Annotated in this window: 26 protein-coding genes; 16 read left to right on the forward strand and 10 right to left on the reverse strand. The window is 55.9% G+C overall.

Features of this window, described 5'->3' with window-relative positions; all coding sequences use genetic code 11:
* Nucleotides 1–76 precede the first annotated feature (76 nt).
* A complete protein-coding gene (locus SH668x_RS00215) occupies nucleotides 77–2350 on the forward strand; it encodes a DUF4339 domain-containing protein (RefSeq protein ID WP_437186694.1) in 2274 nt (757 codons plus the stop codon).
* A gap of 321 nt (nucleotides 2351–2671) precedes the next feature.
* On the opposite strand, the gene SH668x_RS00220 is transcribed toward SH668x_RS00215, so the two are convergent.
* Nucleotides 2672–3970, reverse strand: a complete 1299-nt coding sequence (locus SH668x_RS00220; RefSeq protein WP_437186695.1) for a hypothetical protein — start codon at nucleotides 3968–3970, stop codon at nucleotides 2672–2674.
* 685 nt (nucleotides 3971–4655) lie between these two features.
* On the opposite strand from SH668x_RS00220, the gene SH668x_RS00225 reads away from it, so the two are divergent.
* From SH668x_RS00225 to SH668x_RS00260, 8 genes are all read left to right on the forward strand, one after another.
* On the forward strand, nucleotides 4656–4952 hold the full coding sequence (locus tag SH668x_RS00225; RefSeq protein WP_437186696.1) for a hypothetical protein: 297 nt from the start codon (nucleotides 4656–4658) through the stop codon (nucleotides 4950–4952).
* Between the two features lie 78 nt (nucleotides 4953–5030).
* A complete protein-coding gene (locus SH668x_RS00230; RefSeq protein ID WP_437186697.1) occupies nucleotides 5031–5660 on the forward strand; it encodes a hypothetical protein in 630 nt (209 codons plus the stop codon).
* Nucleotides 5661–5679: 19 nt separating this feature from the next.
* Entirely contained in the window at nucleotides 5680–6411 is a 732-nt protein-coding gene (locus SH668x_RS00235; protein ID WP_437186698.1) for a hypothetical protein, read from the forward strand.
* A gap of 3 nt (nucleotides 6412–6414) precedes the next feature.
* Nucleotides 6415–6738 carry a hypothetical protein gene (locus SH668x_RS00240; RefSeq protein WP_437186699.1) on the forward strand — a complete coding sequence of 108 codons (324 nt, stop codon included), beginning with the start codon at nucleotides 6415–6417 and terminating at the stop codon, nucleotides 6736–6738.
* Between the two features lie 41 nt (nucleotides 6739–6779).
* The gene (locus tag SH668x_RS00245) at nucleotides 6780–7001 is read left to right on the forward strand and encodes a hypothetical protein (RefSeq protein WP_437186700.1); all 222 of its coding nucleotides are present in this window, start codon (nucleotides 6780–6782) and stop codon (nucleotides 6999–7001) included.
* A 50-nt stretch (nucleotides 7002–7051) separates the two neighbouring features.
* Nucleotides 7052–7333: a hypothetical protein gene (locus SH668x_RS00250; RefSeq protein ID WP_437186701.1), complete on the forward strand. Its 282-nt coding sequence runs from the start codon at nucleotides 7052–7054 to the stop codon at nucleotides 7331–7333.
* 279 nt (nucleotides 7334–7612) lie between these two features.
* Complete coding sequence (locus SH668x_RS00255; protein ID WP_437186702.1) at nucleotides 7613–7969, forward strand: hypothetical protein; 357 nt, start codon at nucleotides 7613–7615, stop codon at nucleotides 7967–7969.
* A gap of 89 nt (nucleotides 7970–8058) precedes the next feature.
* Nucleotides 8059–8445, forward strand: a complete 387-nt coding sequence (locus SH668x_RS00260; protein WP_437186703.1) for a DUF6876 family protein — start codon at nucleotides 8059–8061, stop codon at nucleotides 8443–8445.
* Between the two features lie 8 nt (nucleotides 8446–8453).
* Here SH668x_RS00260 and SH668x_RS00265 read toward each other — a convergent pair whose 3' ends face one another.
* Nucleotides 8454–8627 carry a ribbon-helix-helix domain-containing protein gene (locus SH668x_RS00265; RefSeq protein ID WP_437186704.1) on the reverse strand — a complete coding sequence of 58 codons (174 nt, stop codon included), beginning with the start codon at nucleotides 8625–8627 and terminating at the stop codon, nucleotides 8454–8456.
* Between the two features lie 91 nt (nucleotides 8628–8718).
* Here SH668x_RS00265 and SH668x_RS00270 point away from each other — a divergent pair, with 91 nt between their 5' ends.
* Nucleotides 8719–8904, forward strand: coding sequence for a hypothetical protein (locus SH668x_RS00270; protein WP_437186705.1), 186 nt, complete (start codon nucleotides 8719–8721; stop codon nucleotides 8902–8904).
* Nucleotides 8905–8959: 55 nt separating this feature from the next.
* Here SH668x_RS00270 and SH668x_RS00275 read toward each other — a convergent pair whose 3' ends face one another.
* Complete coding sequence (locus tag SH668x_RS00275; RefSeq protein WP_437186706.1) at nucleotides 8960–9283, reverse strand: hypothetical protein; 324 nt, start codon at nucleotides 9281–9283, stop codon at nucleotides 8960–8962.
* Between the two features lie 404 nt (nucleotides 9284–9687).
* Here SH668x_RS00275 and SH668x_RS00280 point away from each other — a divergent pair, with 404 nt between their 5' ends.
* Nucleotides 9688–10080, forward strand: coding sequence for a plasmid mobilization protein (locus SH668x_RS00280; RefSeq protein ID WP_437186707.1), 393 nt, complete (start codon nucleotides 9688–9690; stop codon nucleotides 10078–10080).
* Complete coding sequence (locus SH668x_RS00285; protein ID WP_437186708.1) at nucleotides 10070–11812, forward strand: relaxase/mobilization nuclease domain-containing protein; 1743 nt, start codon at nucleotides 10070–10072, stop codon at nucleotides 11810–11812. Before SH668x_RS00280 ends, SH668x_RS00285 begins: the two co-directional genes overlap by 11 nt.
* A gap of 26 nt (nucleotides 11813–11838) precedes the next feature.
* Here SH668x_RS00285 and SH668x_RS00290 read toward each other — a convergent pair whose 3' ends face one another.
* Nucleotides 11839–12912 carry a replication initiator protein A gene (locus SH668x_RS00290; protein ID WP_437186709.1) on the reverse strand — a complete coding sequence of 358 codons (1074 nt, stop codon included), beginning with the start codon at nucleotides 12910–12912 and terminating at the stop codon, nucleotides 11839–11841.
* Between the two features lie 431 nt (nucleotides 12913–13343).
* On the opposite strand from SH668x_RS00290, the gene SH668x_RS00295 reads away from it, so the two are divergent.
* The 3 genes from SH668x_RS00295 (at nucleotide 13344) to SH668x_RS00305 (ending at nucleotide 15110) form a co-directional block, all read left to right on the forward strand.
* Complete coding sequence (locus SH668x_RS00295) at nucleotides 13344–14330, forward strand: DUF3991 domain-containing protein (RefSeq protein WP_437186710.1); 987 nt, start codon at nucleotides 13344–13346, stop codon at nucleotides 14328–14330.
* A gap of 94 nt (nucleotides 14331–14424) precedes the next feature.
* A complete protein-coding gene (locus SH668x_RS00300; protein ID WP_437186711.1) occupies nucleotides 14425–14664 on the forward strand; it encodes a hypothetical protein in 240 nt (79 codons plus the stop codon).
* Complete coding sequence (locus SH668x_RS00305; protein ID WP_437186712.1) at nucleotides 14664–15110, forward strand: type II toxin-antitoxin system VapC family toxin; 447 nt, start codon at nucleotides 14664–14666, stop codon at nucleotides 15108–15110. Before SH668x_RS00300 ends, SH668x_RS00305 begins: the two co-directional genes overlap by 1 nt.
* Nucleotides 15111–15174: 64 nt before the next feature.
* Here SH668x_RS00305 and SH668x_RS00310 read toward each other — a convergent pair whose 3' ends face one another.
* The 6 genes from SH668x_RS00310 to mobF form a co-directional block, all read right to left on the reverse strand.
* A complete protein-coding gene (locus SH668x_RS00310; RefSeq protein WP_437186713.1) occupies nucleotides 15175–15450 on the reverse strand; it encodes a DUF1778 domain-containing protein in 276 nt (91 codons plus the stop codon).
* Nucleotides 15451–15923: 473 nt separating this feature from the next.
* Entirely contained in the window at nucleotides 15924–16361 is a 438-nt protein-coding gene (locus SH668x_RS00315; protein WP_437186714.1) for a hypothetical protein, read from the reverse strand.
* Nucleotides 16362–16671: 310 nt separating this feature from the next.
* On the reverse strand, nucleotides 16672–16962 hold the full coding sequence (locus SH668x_RS00320; protein ID WP_437186715.1) for a type II toxin-antitoxin system RelE/ParE family toxin: 291 nt from the start codon (nucleotides 16960–16962) through the stop codon (nucleotides 16672–16674).
* Nucleotides 16955–17218 (reverse strand): type II toxin-antitoxin system ParD family antitoxin, encoded by a 264-nt coding sequence (locus SH668x_RS00325; protein ID WP_437188589.1) that lies wholly within the window; start codon nucleotides 17216–17218, stop codon nucleotides 16955–16957. The genes SH668x_RS00320 and SH668x_RS00325 overlap by 8 nt, the downstream gene beginning before the upstream one ends.
* Before the next feature lie 107 nt (nucleotides 17219–17325).
* Complete coding sequence (locus SH668x_RS00330; RefSeq protein ID WP_437186716.1) at nucleotides 17326–17742, reverse strand: hypothetical protein; 417 nt, start codon at nucleotides 17740–17742, stop codon at nucleotides 17326–17328.
* Nucleotides 17743–17745: 3 nt separating this feature from the next.
* Entirely contained in the window at nucleotides 17746–20622 is a 2877-nt protein-coding gene (mobF, locus tag SH668x_RS00335; RefSeq protein WP_437186717.1) for a MobF family relaxase, read from the reverse strand.
* A 450-nt stretch (nucleotides 20623–21072) separates the two neighbouring features.
* Between mobF and SH668x_RS00340 the strand changes: the two genes are divergently transcribed.
* Entirely contained in the window at nucleotides 21073–21291 is a 219-nt protein-coding gene (locus SH668x_RS00340) for a hypothetical protein (RefSeq protein ID WP_437186718.1), read from the forward strand.
* Nucleotides 21292–21340: the final 49 nt, after the last annotated feature.

The following is a 21340-nucleotide window of genomic DNA, read 5'->3' on the forward strand; positions in this document are numbered from 1 at the left end:
AAAAGGTTCAGTCTGTTCGTTTCCAGCATTCACGATCCACATTCCCAATGACTACGAGGCCATAAAGGAGGGCATCATGGCAACCCGGTGGTATTTCATGCAGGATGGTTCTCCCCAAGGGCCAGTGCCTGCCAATGTCCTGAAAACCCTCGTTGCTTCCGGCATCATCACTGCGGATTCCCTTGTTCGCCCGGAATCCACCACCCGGTTCGTACCTGCCCGGCAGATCAAGGGGTTGATCAACCCGCCCACCCTCGCTGCAACGCCACAGACGGCCGGTTCAGAATCGACTACTCCTCACCAAACATCAACAGACGATGCGGTCCGGCCTGATTTGGTTCCCCGGCGGCGCGGGCTGGGCCGGATCTTTGATTTCCGGCTGCTGGCGACGGTGGTTCTGGCAGCCGTTCTCGTCTGGCTCCCACTGGGAGCATGGGTTTACTGGATGAACCCCGACCTGATTGGCGTTCTCATTCCAGTCGCACCTGCCGTTGTTGATCAGCCGGTTGCCGTAGTACCGGTCGCAGCTGTTCCTGAAAATGATGAGTCACCACAGCACGAACCTCAGCCCGAAGCCCAAATTGTTCCAGCTGCCAGTCAGGAAGTCGTCGCCGAAACGAAGTCTCCCGCATCAGTACCGAGCGTGGAACTTGATTTCAGCCGGTTCCGGGAACCCAGAATGGTGAAATCGCTTCACAACGGTGACTACGCCCTGCTCCGGTCACAGGAACAGCGGACGTTCACTTACCTGAAAAGGTTCGTCACCGCGTTCAACAGCCAGGAAATTGTGATGGTGCTCCCACCTGAGCATCGGGTGACCCTGCGGGAGATCCAGGACCCGGTCCTGAATTCGCGGATCACTCAGTATTTCGTGCGGAGTTCCCGACTGCAGACGGACATTGTCAATACCCAGATGAACGGGCTGCTGGGTGGATTTGTGGCCATGGCTGAGGTTCGTCGCCGAGGTGGAACCGTGATGGACGAAGTGAATGCCATGGTACAGAGATCTTCAGAGCCGGGACTGGAGTTCGAAGAAGCAGGAGCCAGTGGTGAAGCAGATGGGACCATGCTGGCGTTGCTCACCGTCCAGTCCCCGGATGCGGCCCGGCAGATCTTGAAGGGGATCAACGGATTCATGATGGCAGGGGTGGGAGGCCGCGACCGGCCCCGTCAGGATCTGGAAAACTGGGACGGTCCCCAGTCCATTCAGGATCTGTCGCCTGATGTGCTGCGGAATCTGGAATACGATCTGATCGGCTTTGCTCTGCTCGTCACTGAAGGGGCCCATCAGGTCCTTGAAGACCGGATCGACCGTACCAGACTCCTCCAGTCTGCCCCCTCCCGGAGTTCGCTGACGCTCTACTACGGCAGCCTGCGTGAATACATGCAGCGGTTCGATTCCGAAACCTTGTCGAAGGATGTCCGGCTGTTCGGTCGTGAAATGGAAGACTGGGCAGCGAGATGGGAACCGGCCGACGGTGAAGTCCCTTACGGTCCCATCATGGCTGGGTTCTTCGCGGGGGATTCCGGAGGTTCCTATCTCGATGCCTTTGCGGAATACGACCGGATGATGACCTACATCGCCCAGTCTGGCGTATCGCAGGAACATTCTTCCGAACGGAAGGAAGAAATGGCCATCAATCGCGATAAGGCCAGACAGTATATCGTCGCGATGAACCGGTACCGTCCCGATTTCGTGTTCGACGTCGACTTGAAGGTCCAGCCTCACGAAGTGGCTGCGATGAAACTGCCACACAACATCCTCAATGCGGGACCTGCAACAATAGAGCAGCTTTCTCCAGAACTGCTGGTGGAAGCGGAAGTCGGGCTGACAAAATTTGCCTCACTGGTGGTCGAAGGAGGAAATCTGCTCGTCGAGATGAGTTCCAGTCGCCAGCAGACCGTCAGTCCCGGACAGATGATCGCTTACTACCAGAAACTCGAAGATCACATGCGAACATTCCAGAAAGCAGAAATGTCGCAGGATGTGAAGAAATTCGCGAACAGGATCGAACGCTGGGCGGCCGATGCCTCCACATCGAAACCGAACATGCTCGCTGCCCCGATCCTGACGCACTTCTTCACCGGCAAGCAGGCAACACCGTTCTGTCAGGAGATCTTCTCCGACTACGACCGGTTCATGACAGCCATCAATCAGACCAGCCTCGCCAGCCATTACACAACGGAACAGGCAACAGAACTGACACGCCTGCGGGAAGAAATGCAGACCCCACTGAAAGCGATCAACAAGAAACGGTCCGACTTTGTGTTCAACTTGAAACTGGGCGTCCGAGTGGAACCACCGTCGAACCGAAGGTCTGCCGTCGGTCGTGGTCGGGAATCGAATTGAGACCGTTCGGAGGCAATATGTTTAAAGAACGTCAATGTGCAGACCCGGGATATTGCCGGTATGATGTTGTCGGAGCCGTTCACGGACGACTTCATTCTGACGGAACCCGGCTGGAAAAGCCCCACCCTTTCCGCCCATGTCGTTCTGTCTCCCCACGTCATGCTGGGTAATGTTCTCCGGGCGGTTTCGGAGGAGAATGCCGCGAAGAACCGGCCGGGGATGCAATAATAGTAAAGACCGCCGTTGTGAACACCGATGTCAGATTTCCAACCACAAATATAAGGTTATGACCTGTAATCGACCAGTTGATACACTGCTGCTTTAAATCTTCTCATGCTCGAATAGTTTCCTTATTAAACTAGCTAGTTCTGATGACGGAGGAACGAAAAGCCCAAGAGCATCGTCTTGAGTGGAACGGGCGAACATTGCACCGTTTGGAACCAGTGCCGTATACCGGCGTTGCAGCGGCGGGGCACAGTCAACGTGGAGTTTTTTATCCTGAACGAATGTGCGACATCCGGGCATTGATTCGATCTCAGTTGCGTTGTGGAGGATGTAGACTTCAACGTTCTGATCGACGACATTTTCGGATGATGCACCATTTCGGAAGTCCAATACCTGCTCATTGGACTCTGGTTCAGGGTTCCGCAACTCCTCGGGGACTCGCCACCAACTTCCTCTTCGTTTCCGAGAAGTCCGTTTCAGTACCACTGCATCTGGTGGAAGCGCAGTCAATGAGAGATTGCCTCCTGATTCAGCGATCTCGTCAAGCGTGGGAATCTGATTTTGCCAAAAAGCAACCAGCTCCTTCAACTCCTCCCTAGTCCCTTGTGGAGGAAGACACCCCCCACCGTGTTTCTTCCATAACTCCGTTACCAGATTCTCCACATCAAGTGGAGGGCACGGTGCTATTGTGAATAGCGACTGGCAAAGTTTCGATTCCGGAAGTGCTGAATATCGGTCGTTCAAAATCTTGAGCGCCGCCTTCAATTCTGGCCCCCAAACGACGCTTTGGCCGTCACTAATGAACAGTGGTGCGCAATCTCTGTGTACCCAGTCTGTTGACACAAAAACCTGGCAAAATGGCAGGTACATTAAGTATGTTACATCTAACCGGTGTACCTTGCTGATTCTCGATGCATTTACTCCAATATGATAAAAAAGCTCGATTCGTAATGCGAATGCAACATATGGAGCAAACGTGGACAATGGCGGATTCTTTTCTTGTGCGAAACGGGTCAGGATTGTACTTTTGTCTCTCTCCAGCTGGAATAATTGAATCGCCAAATGCACCTGCTGGTCCGGCCGTAATTTCATCAGCACGGAATCGACAGCATCTATCACATCGGTGAGCGTGCTGCACGTACATTCTTCGAATGCATTTACACGTTTTAAGACGTCAATCACACCTTCGGTTTGATAGGCCACTTCAGCATTCCGCCAATCAACAGCTGCTCGCTGCTCATCTTCGCCGAAGTGTCCTTGTGACCAACGAAGAAACGACTTCGCCTCCAATGTTTCAGGGAAAGCAACCATTACATGACCAGAAACTCTTTCCTTCCCGCCACCGGCCATAACGACCTTCCCATTCAGAAAGACATCCTTTCCCAAGAGATTCATCCGACAGATCGTGGCGTGATGAAGATTTGGCAAGCCTGACCAATCGGGGAATTTGTCTGCGATTTGACGTACAAGCTCTTCTGGTGTTTTCTTCTTCGTCGGCTCTTTGGCTAGGTCAGCTAATGTCTCAAGGTAGAAAATTGGGCAGACATTCGGCCGGAAAAAATGGTCGAAAAGCACGGACTCGTCCACACTAAGGGACTGTAGAAAGGATTTGTCGAAGAGTGCTGTCGGTCCCATAGTGGCTCACCCAAAGTGTACTTTCCAACAGGACAGGCCGGCGAACTGTCAGGTTCGTCAGGAAAGTCGGGATTGTGGCTGAATCTGCATCTGTGAAATCGCCTGATGACCGCTGGTTTCAGCTTGATTGCATTTCGCATGGCAATATGGCGATTGATGCCGATGCGATCCTTAGTCGGTTTCGCCAGCCGGGCAATAATATCGCTGAATGTTTGATGCGGCGAGGTAGCGAAAGCAGTCCATTCGCATGAGATCCTTTACTCGCGAAGAGTTTCACCCCTTTTGGCGGTTGTTCTCCGCTTTCCTACTCTTTGCCGTCCACGTTTGAGCTTCTGGCGGTTTGCATCTAACCGCGCGGTTGCTGGATGTCCTTTCTGTGTTTGAGTGTTTGCCTGTCGTGGCGGGGCGAGACAGGTCAAACACTCAAACGAAAGGACAACTTAACATGGCAACCGCTATCTCCAATAAACCCGTTGCAACGCTTCGTGAACGTGGCGGAATCAAAGCGACCATCTGGAAGAACAGTTCCACCAAAGGGAACTACTACTCCATCGACATCAGTCGCACCTACAAGACCGATGACGGTTATCGCGAGACCCGCAGCTTCTCCGACAGCGATCTGCTCATCGTCGCCCGGCTGGCCCAGAAAGCCTACGACAAGGTCGGTGAACTGATTGGCAAGGATGCCGCCGATCGTCGGGCTGCCGCACAGCAACCTGCTCCCGAGCAGGCCACTGCCTGACGCTGCCCCGGTCGCACTGCCGTTGGCTCCGGTCAACGGCAGTCCCGGCCTCCACGATCGCACAGAAAGGATTTCAACATGACACACTTTACCGTCGGTATTCTGATACCACCACAGGAACTGCCTGATGCTGAAACGCACATCGCCCAACTGATGGCTCCCTACGACGAAGGCAGCAACGTCGAGAACTACATCTGCTATGACCTGAATCAGGCCGATGTCGACCTGAAGATCTGCATCCGTGATCTGGAGCAGCTGATTGCCGAACCCAGACCATGGATCAATGTCGAACGCTGCCAGGCTCGCCTGAACGAGCTGCGGGAGATGACCGCTTTCGATTACTACGAGGAATATCTCCAGTTTCACGACAGTTTCGATGATCAGGGACGTCCGGTTTCCACCCGGAACCCAAAAGCCCGCTGGGACTGGTATGTCGTCGGTGGCCGCTGGGACGGCTGGCTGCACGACCGCAAGTCCACCGGAAACCGCGTCGCCGATAACTCGGCTCCGGTTCCTCATGTGCTGACGAACGAAAAGTTCCCGTTTGTCCTGATTACCCCCGACGGCCAATGGCATGAACGGGGCAAAATGGGCTGGTGGGCCATGGCGACCAACGAGAAAGACGAAGCGATCTGGCACGAGGAACTGCGTCGGTTGCTTCAGCAGTATAGCGATCACCATTTGGTGCTTGTTGATGCCCACATCTGATTAGGAAAGGAGATCAACCATGAATGACATCACTGAAAAACAAACCGATCGTCCGGAAAGCCGGTTCCCTTCCATCTATGCCCGGTTGCCGGATGCTCCCCTGAATACCAGTCCGGTGCCGCACCTGACCAGCCTGTATTCCCGAGTTGGTCGCGGGCCGTATGGCGATGCCCGGTATCGCGGGAACTGCAGCGGGTATCTGATCAAGGACCTGATCAGGTACTTCGACTCCCGATCCGTTCTCGATCTGATGCGGGGTTCCGGCACCTGTGGCGACGTCTGCCGGGAACTCGGACTCCCCTACTCCGAGATGGATCTCCGTCTCGGTCAGGATGCTGCCGATCCGGATGCCTATGCCGGTCTGGAACCGGTGGACTTCATCTGGGCCCATCCTCCCTACTGGCGAATGATCCGGTACAACCGCGATCCCCGTTGCCTGTCCGCATTGCCGACGCTGGAAGCGTTCCTGAACCGGATGCAGTTGATCCTGCACTTGTCGAAACGGGTACTCACCCCGTCCGGCAAGATCGCCATCCTGATCGGGAACTATTCCGACCAGGGCCGCTACATGCCGCTCTCGCACCTGCTCGTGGAACGAGCCATCCGTGAAGGGCTGCACATGGCCTGCACGGAGATCATCCGCTTTCAGCACGGAAACACATCATCCCGCAAGCAGTACCAGAGCAGCTTCATCCCCGGGCTGCACGATACCTGCCTGATCTTTGAAACCACCAACCCTGAAAGGGACTGAACCATGAACTTTGTCTGCACCAATTCTGACTGCGATGAGTCAGCACAATCGACCCATTTCTATTACCGGCTGGACGCCGACGGCTGCGACCGCGTCTTTGACATCATCTCGAAGAAAACCGGCGAGATCGTGGCCCGGATGCCGTTCTGGGACCTGTTTCAGGAAACCCGCTTCGACACGCTGCTGATCATGGCCGCTCTGGACCGGTTCGTAGAACGCGGCGGCTTTCTGCAACGAGCCGCCATCAGCAAGGCCCTGGCGGTCGAATACGACGTGACTTCCGGCAGCGGTGAATATCTGAAAACGGTCGTCCGGGAGGACGACTGATTACCCGATTGATCAACGAACTGACAATGAAAGGAAACACCATGACCAGCTTCAACATCGAAATCAACAAAGACATTCCTGACCATATCTTCGTCGAGGTCGACCGACGGTTCGACGTCGCTATTGAACGCACCCCGGTAGGACTTTCCTTCCGGATCTACCCCCGCACAGGTGGCGAACTCTGGGGTGAACCGTTCACGACTTTTGAAGTGCTCGAAGCAGATGTACTCGCTCTGGAAGCTGCCCTACGGGATACATCGTGATGGTTCCGGCCCGAACCTTCACTCAACTTCAACCAGGAAAGGAACCTGATATGACCAACACGACCAACCTCCCTCCCCGCTCCGGCCGAAAGCTGTCCGAGATTTCCGGGACGCTGCTGTCTCTCGCCAGAGAACTGACCGACTTCGCAAACGAATACACCGAACAGATCAACTTCGAGACCTACGATAGCCTGACGGACATGACCGCCCGGATGCTGGCCTACGCCAATCTGCTGGAAAGCCGTGACCGCCGGGCGTTTCTGCAGGAAGAAATCCACGAAGCGGAAGAACTGCTGGCCCACCTGCGGAAACGGATGTATAGGTCGGATTGACCGAGGGAGGCAGGTTTTCACAACCGATCCTTCGTCCCCTCCTCCGTAGAACTTCATCTGTTCATTTCTGCAGAAGCAGATCTCTGTATCGCACGAAATGGAGGACTGGTCATCGGAGCAGATGCGGAAATGTGGATCGTCATTCATGCAGCCTTCCACGAATGACGCGATGAAGAAACCTCCATTTCTACTCACTCCGGCATCCCGGTCTCCAATCTGTGATTGACCGGGCGGGAAAGCCGTGGCAGTGTCGGACTCAAACTGAAAGGGAGGTCCGTCATGGCCAAGTCACAATCAAATTCAAACTCGAACTCACAGCCACAGCGGAGGGAGAGTGCTCCCAGCCAGACCCGCGCTACTGAATCCCACAACAAACCGGCGGCCACGCTCCGGCACGGCAACCTGAAGTGTGTCCTCTGGAGGAATGAAGGGGAGAAAGGACCGTGGTACGTCGCGGACCTGATCCGCACGTTCCGCACGGAAGCGGGGTTTCAGGAAACCAACAAGGTGAACGCCGAAGACCTGCTACGGGTGGCGTTCCTGGCCCAGCAGGCGTACGGCCAGCTACAGGAACTCAAAGCGGCTGACAAAGCCGCCGCTGATCATGATGGCTTCGATGAACACGCTCCGTACTGATGGAGCATGCTGCTCCTGCCGGTGCCCGCGAGGGCCGTCTCATGAGTGGATGACGTCACCATTCCGCGAGGCAGAAAGCGATCCGGCCCATGGATAAGTCACAACTCAGGCAGTTCACCGGTTCGACGCAGTGGTTCCGCCATAGCTTCAACCGGGCAGTGATCTATACCGAAGGCATCCAGTTTCTGATGGAAGAAGGGAAAGCGTACTGGCTGGTGGACGCCATCGCCTCCCACATCGGGAGCAAGGAGTTCAACAAAGCGGCTGCTCAGGATGATCGCATCGGGCTGATGCACTTCTGGAAGCTGGCTGTCCGGCCAGATCAGACCGCCACGCTCAAAGCGGTGGCGGACAGCGGCGAACAGCCGTTCATCGAACAACAGATCCCGTTCACCGACTTCCCGCTGGAAGAGATCGACATTTGGGCTCAACACAACGGAAACAGCTTTACTCTGATGCTGCCGAGCGAATACTGACAAAGAGATCACGGTTTCCCGGGTACCGCAGCAGATGCTTCCTCATTTGAATGAAGCGGAGTCACCGTGTGGTGAAGGATTTCATGGACAAGTTCATCCAACGTCTGCCCCCGTTTCCGGGCCATTTCCTGCAACCGGTCAATAAGTTCGTCGTCTATTTCAATGGTAATCTCACCCGTCATGAGTGCATGCCTCCATATGTCTGCTCTTCATTTTTCTTGCCATCCCGCTGAAATCGTATTTATGGTGAAAGCATGACACAGGCTTCCATGCATGGCTGATCGCACCTGCAACATTGTGCCCTTTCCAGTTCGGAAAAAGTTTCGCAGCTATGAACCATCTGCGAAAGCAGTCGCGTTGGCTATGAAGGAGGCTCTGCGTCTGGGTGAGCCGATTGACGAACAGACCGCCCGCCGCTTGCTGATCGAACTCTACATCTACGGGTTCGAACCGGAATAGCCGTCGTGAGAAACTCTATCAATCGATTTGCAGAAGTACGATGATACAGAATTCTTCATCGCTGCGCGAAGTTATCATCCTTCTCATCCCCGGCAGGCGTGCTTCCAATTAAACCGAATGGTGGGCCAGACTCTGATGGCATCCACCCCGCCAACCTAGCCTCTTTAATCCAGGCAGCGACATAGCGAGGAGTCAATTGGTCATGGCACCAAAGCCAGCTGATCGTCACAACCAGGGGGGCGCCGTGATTCTCTGCCAATTCAACGATGACGCGATCGCCCATGCCGAGGCCGTTCTGGTAGCGTCGCTTTCCCAGGCACCAACGATAAGTGATGCCATCAACAATGATCTGATGGGAATGCTTTCTTGGAAGTGTCATCTCAAAAGTCCGGTTTCGAGTGTCCGATTGTACCCGCGAGAGAAGATCAGTTTCAATTACGGATATGAGTGATGGATAGCTGATGCCGGATGAGATTGAGTCAAATTGTATGTCATCGGAAAAAGATAATCAGCTTCAATTGTCACAGTCTGGCAAAGGCTGTCTTCGGGAGACATATGGAAGAGGTGAGGCGGAAAAAACAGGGCGTTGACGGCAACCGGGGATGAGCGTTTACTTCAGAGGCTGGGAGTAGCCAGATGTTTTTTCCCGCCGGGAAAAACCGCTGACCAACCTTGCGGTTTGGTTCAGCGGCATCTGGTCAGGAGAGCACTTCGTAGCTCCCCCGACACCCCCATCGAATGACCATTCTTCACACTGCGATGCCATTCTGTCGAGGAGCCCTGATGAACTCCCCCGAAAGTCAATCCCCTGCCCGCTTCCAACGGCATGGCCGGCCTCGGAAGCCTCTTGATGAATTGCGAAACATCGAACTGCGACTGTACCTGACGCTTTCCGAGAAAGAACGGCTCGATACCGAGGCTCATGCTGTTGGTTTGCGTCCTTCCGAGTATGTCCGTCGAGTCGTGCTCGAACAGCGTCTCACCACAATCGAACGCTGTTCCACCGGCAATCCCCGGCTCCTGCTGGAGCTGAACGCCATCGGCAACAACCTCAACCAGGCAGTACGTGATGTTCATGCTGGTTCCACCCGTCAGCATGACTGGGAAGAGCTGCACGGACTGCTGGAGATCGCGCTACAGCGTGTGGCGTACGGAGATGACGACGATGTTCGTTGAGATTACCCGGGGCCGGTCGTTCAAGGGGCTGGCACAATACTGCCTGCATGATGTCGACCGGAAGGGGGACAGCCGGGTGGCGTTCATCGAGACGCAGAACCTCGGCACCGATGATCCCCAGCTGGCATGGCGGATTATGTCGGCCCGGCATTACCTGCAGGACGAACTCAAGGAGAAGGCGGGGATTGGTCGGGGCGGAACAAAGGATGGCAAACCGGTCGGCCATGTCGTCATCAGCTGGAAGAAAGAGGAAGCGGAGGCAGAACAGCTCAACCATCAAGGGATGCTCCATGCTGCTCACGGAGCTTTGCAAGCGATCGGGGCCAGTGACCGGCAGGCGCTCATCATCGGGCATACCGACACTCCCCACCCCCATTGCCATATTATTGTGAACCTGATCGGTGACGACGGTCGTCTGAAGAAAAACTGGAAGGAGCGGGAGAAGCTCAGCAAGTTCGCCCTGCAGCGCGAACGCGAGATCCACGGAGAGGCGCTCGTTCAGCAACGGGAAAAGAACTGGCGCGACCGGGAAGCGGGCGAGAAGCCGGTTCCGGTGAAGAAACAACCCCGGAATCTCTACGAACTGGAAAAGGTCGCCAAACACTGCCCTGACACACAGAAGTTCGCTCGCGACCATAAAAAGCAGTTGGCGGACCTTGCTCAGTCAAAGGAATCCCAGACGGACCGCCACAAACGCCATCAGGAAAGGCTGCGGCAATGCCACGCGGAACGGAAACGTCGCATCATACATCAAGCCGACCAGCAGACCCGCCAGAGTCAATGCGACATCCGCAAAACCTACCAGCAGCCCTGGAAGGAACTTCTCAACAAACAGGAAGCGGCCCGCTTGGCGTTCCAGCAAAACGAACAGACGCTGAAAGGTTCGCTCGCCAATGCGATGCAGCTGATTGACTGGAAGCAGGTGCTCCGCCGAAAACGGGAACCAGACCAGCTTAGACTGGTGGATGCGTTCCAGTTGCTGACGAATGAATCCGTCCGGAAAGAGAAGTTACGGAAACAGCAGCAGGTCGAGCAGGAGAAGCTCCGCGCCCGACAGCGGAAGGAAGAACAGGCCAAGGCCCAGTCCCTCCAGCAGGAGCGGGCGGTCAAGCTTCGCGAAGAACGCAAATCCTACCTGCTCAAAGCGGAAGCCATGAAACAGCGACAGCGAAAAAGCCAGGAGCGTCTGAAAGAACAGCAGCAGGTGCTCACCAAGCGTCGGAACGATGTGATCAAGTCCCACCAGAACCGGGAACGCCAGCGGAAACTCGACTGGGCCCGGAAGATGCTGCTGCGGGAGGAAGAGGAACAGCAACAGGCCAACGACAACCGGGCGAAATCTCCGCAGAAACCCCCAGCACCGCAGAAACCGAAGGTCATCGCTACAGAACAGCATCCGCAACGCGAACCTGAAGCTGTGAAGCAACCTGTTCAGGAGAAAGCTAAGCAGGAACCGGTCGCCAGCCACGACCAGAAACCGACCCGCATCCGCCGCGAACGCAAGGAACGTCAGCCTCGGCAACCCAGAGAACCACGTCGCCCACGCGAAATCGAACAGTCAGCCCCACCGCAGGAGCAGCAGATCCCCAGAACCAACCCCGCAGATCTGCTGCCACAGAATGAAAAGACGGCCGATGCCGCCAAACAGATCGATGATTTCCGGGAACGAATGATGAAAGAATTGAACGAACGGTTTGAACAGGATCATGATCGGGACCACGACCGGAGATAACACCAGATGTCCTGAGACATGACCTTCTATTTGCCAGTTTGTCGTCGTGCGGCCCATTTGCGGCAGAACCCGAGGAATGCGGCGTCGGCGTTGCGGGGTGGTTCGGCTCCGGACATGCTCAGCCAGCTCCGCCACTCCCGTTCCAGCTCGTAAATATCCCAGCCGGGAGCGTCCAGACGGGCTGCATGGTAGGTGTCGGGGTTGAGCGGCGGGATGATGACTTCGGATTCAGGGGCAGTCAGTGAAGGAATAGTTCCCCGGTTTTCGAAGATGACGATGTCTCGTCTCACTCCGTTCTCTTCAGCAAACCGGACGCGGTAGTCAGGCATATGGCTGGTGAGCTGGTCGTCGTGGATCACCTTCCCCACCAGCCTGCGGAACTCCTTGAGCGTGGAACCTGAACCGCACTTCTTGCGAAGCAGATCGAGCGAGATTCGCCATTCGGACTGATGGCCGCAATGTTTACGAGCCAGTTCGTACATCCGGCGTTCAATCGGCTTTCGCAAGCGAAAGTAATCTCTGTGAAGCGTGAGCACTTCCTTGGACTTAATGGCGCTGAACACCCAATCTGAAAGCTTGACTTCAACTTCTTGCATTCGACCGTCCCGGGTTTCCCTGACGATTTTCGCCCGTTCGATGATCCCGAACGTCTCGAATTCCTCCTTTCCGCCGGTCACGATGTTTGTGCTGATGCGGGTTCCCGAAAGGCGTTCCATCGCGGCTTTCAAAGCGGCATACGCCTGCCCGGTTGTCTCCCGGTTGGTGGCTTTCAGCAGATCGTGGGCTTTGAACCGGATCACCTGAGAGTACGGCTTTCCGTCATTGATCGCAGACATCAGGTGCGAGATGCAGTAGATCAGGACGTCGCGGTCATGCACTGTCGCCAGCCCGTCCGAGGATGGTTTGATCTCGATGAATTTTCCGCTGTGCTCGTACCGGCGGACACGGTGATCCGGCTTGGTGGAGAGGCTGAAGATCGGGTGTTCCATGGACGCCACGTCCCCCTTGGGCGTTGCGTCGAACACATCAACGACGAACAGGTCCAACGTCGGGTGACGTTCTGGCAGCAGTGGAGAGCGAAATTCAGCAAGCGTTGACATGGCCCGACCAGTGAGCCAGATTCCGCAGGCCGGGTCAAGCAGTTTCGATGCATCACACACCCGACACGGAAATTCGAAGTTTCAAACACCATGAGTGAATTTCGATGGATCACACACAGGGGCAGGACTTCGTGGGTTTACACACACTCTTTCGATGCTTTGCACACCCGGTATCGAAGGTTTACACACCGACTCCCGAAAAATCATCAGGAAAGCTGCTACGTTCAGAGCCGTTCTGAAAACGTAACACAGATTCTAAACACTGATTTAACACCAGTCGCCTGGCGATCGTGTTGCTGTGGTTCCGTAACGTCGTGTCGGCAGAAGCACAGAAAGCATACGGGCAGTAGGAAAAGGAATGATGGGCAGGCGGCGGCCCCCTGCTCCCGGTGATCCACAAACTTCCTTTCCCATCGCCCCGGTTCTGCTTGGTGAACGGCAGCAAATCGCGCTACGTTGTCGGGATGATGTCCCGGGAACAGGAACTGGAAGAATTCAAGAAGCTGGATCTGTGCCAGTATGCCGCCTCGCGCGGGTTTGTGCTGGATCGTCGGCAAAGTTCCCGATCGTCTGCTGTCCTGAAACATTCCAATGGGGACAAGCTGATCGTGGCCAAGAACCGCAACGGTCAGTTCATGTACTTCAATGCCAAAGGAAACGACAACGGCACGATCATCGATTTCGTGCAGTCCCGGGAACGGTGTTCTCTGGGGGAAGTTCGCAAACTGCTTCGGCCGTGGCTGAATGGAACCGCCTCCCCTCCTCCGACATCCCAGACATTGCCGATTGACCTGCAACCCTCCGAACATGATGCTGCTTTGGTGCTGGGACGCTGGCTGCAGGCCAAGCCGATCGGACAAACGCATCCCTATCTCGAAACAGTCCGTCACATTCCGCGAGCGGTCCTGAAGCATCCGATCTTTGAAGACCGCATCCGGATCGATGCCCGGGGAAATGCCCTTTTTCCGCATTACAATCAGGCGGGACTGTGTGGGTTTGAGACGAAGAACATCGGTTGGACGGGGTTTTCTCCGGGGGGAATTAAGGGGCTCGCGTGTTCCCGACCTCGTTCGGATGACCGGGAAATGGTGATCTGTGAGACGTTCATCGATTTACTGAGCTATGCGACGCTCAGAGGGATCGACGGGAAGCGACTGTTCAGCACCGCTGGTCAGATCAGCCCGCTCCAGGCGGAATGTCTGCGATCGGCAGTCCTGAACATGCCCGCTGGTTCCCGTGTCGTACTGGCACTCGACCACGACGACGGAGGAAAGACCCTCGCCGAGCAGATCCGCGACGCACTGGCCCAGACCGGCTGCGACATCATCGAAGATCTCCCGCTGCAACCAGGTGACGATTGGAATGATGTGTTACGGCAATCCGTACCGCCGCAGGATCGTGTTCCCGGATTGTCGTGACATCGTATTGACGATACTGCAGAAACCCTCAGGAAATCAGATTTTGACGTCCGCCGATGGACTGTGGTATGATGAACGAACAGGAGAAATCGCCATGCAACTTGAATTTCCGAAGGATGTGGAAGCATCCATTCAGGCCAAAGCCGCTGCCGCCGGGTTCAAAACCGTCGAGGAGTTTATTCTCGATCGGCTGGATCTCGACGAGGACAAAACGAACATCCCGACACTTCCCCATGACCAATGGGTGAAGAAACTCGATGCCTTTGTCAAAAGGCAGGTCAGCCGTAATCCGCACTTCGACGACAGCCGTGAGAGCATCTACCCGGTCCGCTGATGACAATTCTTATTGACGCCAATCTCCTATTGCGGCTCGTAGAGACGCAGTCTCCTCGCTCTGCCGAAGCGTTTCAGGCGGTCCGTCTGCTGGGACAGCAGCATTCGCTGATCATTGTTCCGCAGGTTGTCTACGAGTTCTGGGCCGTCGCGACCCGCACTCTTCCCGCGAATGGTCTAGGAATGTCAGTCATTGAGGCGGACCAAGCGCTCCAGGAAATGCTGGAGTTCTTCCCCCTCATTCCCGACGAGCAAGGAATCCTGGACCACTGGCGAAGCCTGGTGCGGCATTACGGAGTCAAAGGTGTCAAATCATATGACACCCGGCTGGTGGCCGCGATGAAACAGCACGGCCTCACGCACTTGTTGACGTTCAATGCGGGGGATTTTACCCGCTATTCCGGGATCACAGTTCTCACGCCGGAAGCCGTCATTCAAGGCCAATAAGCCGCAGAATCGTATTCCCACATAGCTGTAACATCGTGTTCACGTTCCATTCAACACGCCTCCATCAAGTCGGCTCAAGCAATCGGCGATGTGCTTTGATAGCCCGCTTCAGTCCGGGCGTGGGAGATTTCGGATTGAGCATTGCATTCACGAATTGCTGCTGATCATCCGTGGTCAGCGTAATGACCTCGTTCTCCATGATCGTTCGTTGAGCTTCTTTCAGCGATGCCATCACCACGAACTCGGGAACGCTTTGTCCCCGTAAAGCTGCGGCATGCTCAATGACCGAGTAGTTCTGCGACGTCAGTCTGATTTCCATTCGTGCGGTTTTGTTGTCCATGATGACTGTCCTCTCCAGATCTCATCGTACAACAATTCACCGTCCAGATAGCAGGATTTCTTGAAGCCCCTCTTTTCCTCTGCGTCTCCGTGAAATCGTATCGTCGTGTTCACGGCAGTCCGCAGTTCCGGATTGTCGCACCAAATGCTCGCCAGGCGGATCGCGTCCGACTTGTCAGCAATGCAGAAGAGTCATGGCAACATCCCTGCCTGGTACTTCAACGCTGGCCGCAGTCATTCCGTATCCCGTTAGCCATGTTTAGCCAATTCGCCTCGTATCAGGTGAAACTGTTTCAGCTTTGTAGAAGCATCCTGGGGCGTGTTGCTGTAACTCCGCATCATCGTAATGCCGGATTTCCGATCTTACGACGGATCGTGTTCACGGAGTGGGGGCCGAACAACGAATTTCGCTTGTCTTTTCTGGAGCGGGTGGCAGCGTTCCATCAGGTCCGGCGAAATGCGGGAGGAGGGGGCTCACACACGATATCCCGTCAGCGAAGTGTTGTTACGTCGGCGACGCTGAGACACTTCTTTCAGGATAAATCGTAATCCGCAGCGTACCTCCTGCTTTGCCCATGCGTTCAAGTGTCTCAGGCGAGATCGCCTGATTGAATTCCCAAGGTTCCAACCCGCAATCGTAACCGATATTGAAATCCCGTTTGGTGCAGCGGTTCCAGATTGCGAGGAGGGGGCATCCAGAGACTCGATTACAGTGAGTATCGCCGCGATGTTCGAATCCGGCTCAGTATGCTGTTCATCTGTTTCGAATGTCGCGATCCAACTGGAATCATCCCTTTGGGTGACGTGCAAAGAATGCACACCACCAGCCTCCAGTGCTGCAGCAATCGGCGACAGGTCATCCGGTGAAGCAAGGTCCAGATCACAATTCAGATAGTGGATGATTCCGTCCATGAAAAACCTCTTGCCACAATCTTCTGGTTGAACAACAGCCACAGGCACCATATCCCGATGATACGACAACACAGAAACCCGGTGGATCGCATTTCTGTGTTGCTGTATCACATTTCACGATCGGACATTTCTTTTCCCACTGCCCCCGCTGAAATGGGCCGTCCCAAATTTGGGACGATCAGACCTGCGCTACCGGCAGGCCAGCTCAGGTCCATTTGCGGATTGTGGGAGGAGGGGGATTTCTGCCCCAGATCACTCTGTCCCAAATTTGGGACGGCACGCCTGTCGGCGTTTTTCGAAGCGAAACGGATTACAGATGACGGTCGAGATCCATCATCTCGTGGAGCACTCGCCGAATTCGCACCTCGATGTCGTTAAACGTATAGAACGCGATGTGATGCTCAATCCGCACTGACCAATAGTGGGGGAGCAGGTCCGCTCGCTGTTGTCCCGCTTCAGGATGCTGCGAGAGCTTTCGGATTCCTTCTTCCAGTAGATCCAGATAGCGGTCTGTCTGCCGGGAACCCCAAGTCTTGTAGGTATACGTGGCGATCCCGATCAGGTCGCGTTCGGCTGCCCGGTCCTGAACGAGTTTACGCATCGGTCGCGGAGATCCCTGCCTGCTGACGGGCTGCCTGGCGGATCTTGGCGAAGTCCACTTCACCGGCGTCGCCGCTGCGTTCTCCTGCCATCAAGGCCTGAATGAGTGCCTCCCGCTTTTGCTCCTGCTCTTCGAGCAGACGCAATCCTGAGCGGATCAATTCGCTGGCATTACTAAACCGCCCCGAGGCGATCTGCCGATCAATGAAACTCTCAAAATGATCGCCCAAGGTGACGCTGGTGTTTTTGGACATGATGCTCCTCACAGGACTGTAACACCCAACAATACCATTTCTTGGTATCTCTGGGCAATACTTTTATGAGGCAGGGGCTTGTCGAGCCAGCCGTCCCAAATTTGGGACGATTACCTGCCGGTGAGTTTTTCGATTGTGATGGCCGTAATGCAGGGGCTTTCTTCGGGGATGTCGACGTTTCGTTCGTCGGTTTCCTGCAGCCAGCGGAGGAGGCCGCTGCCGATCAGTTCTCCCAGATCGCGAAGATGACGCCCTTCGATTGTGATCAGCAGTTTCGATAACCCCTGAATGCCCAACTGCACCTGACCGGCGTCGCGGACGCGGATTTCGCGGAGGTCGCTGTAGGCGTAGCTGATCGTTTCGCCGGTGCGGAACTGCAGCTGGAACATCAGCGGCGGCATTTCACCAGTGCGGATTGATTGCCAGGGACTGGGAGGAGGGGCAGCAGGCTGCAGCAACGACTGTGGCCGGTTCCCGAAGATCTCTTCACGACGCTGATCCGCAAACGCTCTGGCGGCAGATTTCATGGCTTAACTCCTGCTGAGGCCCATGGACGAGCCATACCCGATGGACCGTCCGATCTCCCGTTCACGCTGTTCGAGAGTGGAAAGACGTTCCCGATGATTCTCCACTCGGTCGCGGAACCACGACACAAACCGTTCTCGCACGGACTGCCGGGAAGTTCGTTCGTACTCCCACGTCCGTTCCGGTTCGTGGGACTGTTCGGTTTCCGGTGCTTTCACCAGTTCCGTGGCGGAAAGCTGTTCGCCGGAGCGTTCGATCGCCCGGCGGATACGGGCTTTGTTGTCGACGTAGATCGCGACGTCTTCGCTTCCGCGTGAGACCGTGACGTAAAACTGTTTGGCATTGATCGCGGGGAGGGAGTCGGAACCCATCGCGGCAATCGCAATGTTGCGGTCTTTCCCCTGACTGGCATGACTGGTGATGACATACCCCAGATCCAGATGCCCATAGTCCCGATGAACCGTCATGCCACTTTTCAGGATCAGATGCCCTTCGGGATCGATTTCCTTGATCTCATCCAGCCGACCGTTCGCAATCCGCCGCTGGCTGTCGTGGGCCGTGCCTCCCAGCGTGAACCGCACCTGATCACCGACGGAGAGGTTCAGTTCTGTTTCGCGGTAGACTTCAAACCGGTCCGCAACATCGGCCGGAAGGAATTTTCGATCCGTGCTGTTGAGTGACGTCAGTTCCACACGGCCATCGAACACCCCAGCCACCCGCCAGCGTTCGCCCCGGTTGAACCCACCGACTACGTTCTGATGAAACTGAACGACGAGATCCTTTTGATCGAGATAGGTGACCGGTTCCCCCTTCTGAGCTTCGGAGAGGTTGAGCGACACCAGTTGCTTCACCGCCTGTTCATCCTCGCTCAACACCCCTCGTTGCCGCAGGCCATCGCGGATCTGGGCGGTCACTTCCCTCCCTTCCTTGTGCGTGGGAGCAACGACCAGCGTCGATTTCCCCTGATCACGGGCGGCCAGAGCCTGTTCAGCAGCCATCGTGGGCAACTGGTCCGGCGATACTTCTTTGATCTTTCCAAGCTGGTCGAGCAGATCGAACCCGGCCAGCAGGCCGGTCTTGCCGGTTTGTTGATCGACTTCATGCCCCTGGCTGATCAGCTTCACCGCCTGCTGATAATCCCCTTTCTGACGCTGAATGGTTTCCACCCGGGCAATGTTCAGTCCCGCTTCTTTCTCCAGCAATCGCAACGCTTCGCCACGACGGGGAGAAGCATGCTGCCGGGTGTCCCCTGAAAGAATCACGCGGGCGTTCTGGTCTTTCGCGATCCGGAACAGCGTACACATCGATCGCAGATCGAGGAGTCCGGCTTCATCGATCCAGAGCACCTGATTTTTCACGAGCTTCTGCAGGTTCTCGTTTCGAAGCAGATGCTCGACCGTCTGGGCATGCTGGAACCCTTTCTCCTGCAGCACGTCCCGGGCGCCTGTGGAGGGAGCGAACACATGCACCACGTTCCCGTTGCTCCAGATCGCATCGACGGCCTCCTGCATCAGGGACGTTTTGCCGGTTCCGGCCCCACCCGTGATCGCGGTGACGGTATCACGGGACGTCAACACATGTCGGACAGCGTCTTTCTGCTGCTCGTTGAGCCAGTCCCGGGAGAACTCGTATTCCCGGTGTCCGATCGCTTTCCGGGTTCCTCTCCCATCCCGAGCAAACCCGATCATCTCCTGCTCAGCGGTGAGAATTTCCTTTGTTGTGACCAGTTCCCGGTCGGCTCCCTCCACGTTCCGCTTCCGCTGGATCACCTGCAACTTGTCGAACGCCTGCTCCATCTGTTCGGGAGAAATGGTCACTCCCTGTTCGAGAGCAGTCCCAATGACCTGATGCCGCTCCACGGTCGATTGCCGGAACAGGTGGTGTTCCAGAGCAAACGTCAACGACTTCTCCGCGAGTTGGTGCTCATTGACCTGCTCTCGGGAAAATCCTTTTCCTACCAGCCCCCCGAATGTCTCCCGCTCCTGATCACTCAGACGGGAGAGCCATTCGTTCCGCAGCTGATCGATCGATGTTCCCGCATCCTTCTTCTCGCGGGTCTTCTTGCCGAGCCGCCCTTTTTCAGCGGCGTTGGTGATCCCGTGCAGCTGGGCATGTTCCTCGATCTGTTCCGTCCGGCGGCTGAACTTTTCGATGGTCTCCCGCGTGATCCCGGAAATCTCCCAGCCCGACTTCAGACGACCACTCTGGCTAAACTGGGTCCGTTCGACGCGATACCCCAGTTCCCGTTCCAGCGTCCGGGCGAGTCTCGCTTCGAACTTCGCCTGTAAACTGGGACGTTGCCGGATGATCTCCTCGAACTCTCCGGCGTAATGTTTGCCATCCTGTTCGGTCCAGTTGATCACGAACGCATGGATATGCAGATGCGGATCGGGTTTCCCTTCGACGGGTCGCGACGTCTTGTGCAGGAAGTCGGCATAGATCAGTTTGCCGGTTTTTGTCCGGTCGCTGGTGTTGGCCCGGCCATTGTCCCGCACCCGCCGCATCATCAGCGGTTCGACGTCGCGCTGCATCGTCTCATGGACGGCCTTCTTCAAAGCACCCACGATCCGTTCATCCTCCAGAATTCCCCAGGCGAGGGAGACCGACTTGGGAACGGAGAACGTCAGATCGACGCCGGGCCTTCGATCGGCCCGGTTGCGTTGTGTCAGATTGACACCAGTGACCGGATGTTTTCCGGCGAGGAGGGAAGCAAACTGTTCCCGCGTGACGGCCGTGCCCTGATCCAGTCCGAGTAGCTTGGCCCCCTGACCATGCCACTGCCCGCCCACTTCCTGACCGAGGTAATAGTCCCCCTGTGTCAGGACGGTTTCGAAGTATTGCCGGGTGGCAGCGACGTTGGTGCCCTGTGTGGCCATCAGCATGAAAGGGGCCTCCCACCGGAAGACGAAGGCGGATACGAATGTCTGATCCGCGATGCAGAAAGAGGAGTCTGAGCAGGCAATCTCATGAACCGTAGGCGCGACCAGGAGTGAGGTCAATTGGGGGTCTGAAAAACAGAAATACTCAGATAGGCTTGTCTCCTATGCAGTGCATAGGCCGGTTCAAGAGTGAACCTATCACAGCCCCCCGGCAACCCGATTCGCAATGGTTGCAACGGTTCATCCACAGGGAATCGGATCGCTGGTTGAGTGCAGGGAATGACGCTCCACGGAGCGAATAACGAGCGTATGCAGCGTCCGTCCCAAATTTGGGACGGTGAAGAATGAAGCCCATCGTGTGGCCACTGAGAGCCACTTTTTTCATTCTTCTTGGCAGCAGGATCGACGCGGTGATATCCTCAAAATGCACGAATAACGATGAGGGAACTGCCCATGATGATCGAATTACAGACCGATCGAGACGTCAAATCCCAGGCCATTGCTGCCGGGTTTGCCACGGTGGAAGACTATTTAATGACGTTACTGGACCGGGACGCTGAGCGCATCGCGATTCAGGCTGGGCTGGATGACATCGCTGCCGGGCGGATGCATCCTTGGGAAGAAGTCAACGCTGAAATCCGCCGCGAATTCGGTTTTGATCCCCGGACGTGAATTTTTGCGTCCTGATCACTCACTCGGAGAAACACGATCTCCCCTGCAG

Source organism: Planctomicrobium mucosum, assembly GCF_051466335.1.
Lineage (GTDB): Bacteria > Planctomycetota > Planctomycetia > Planctomycetales > Planctomycetaceae > Planctomicrobium.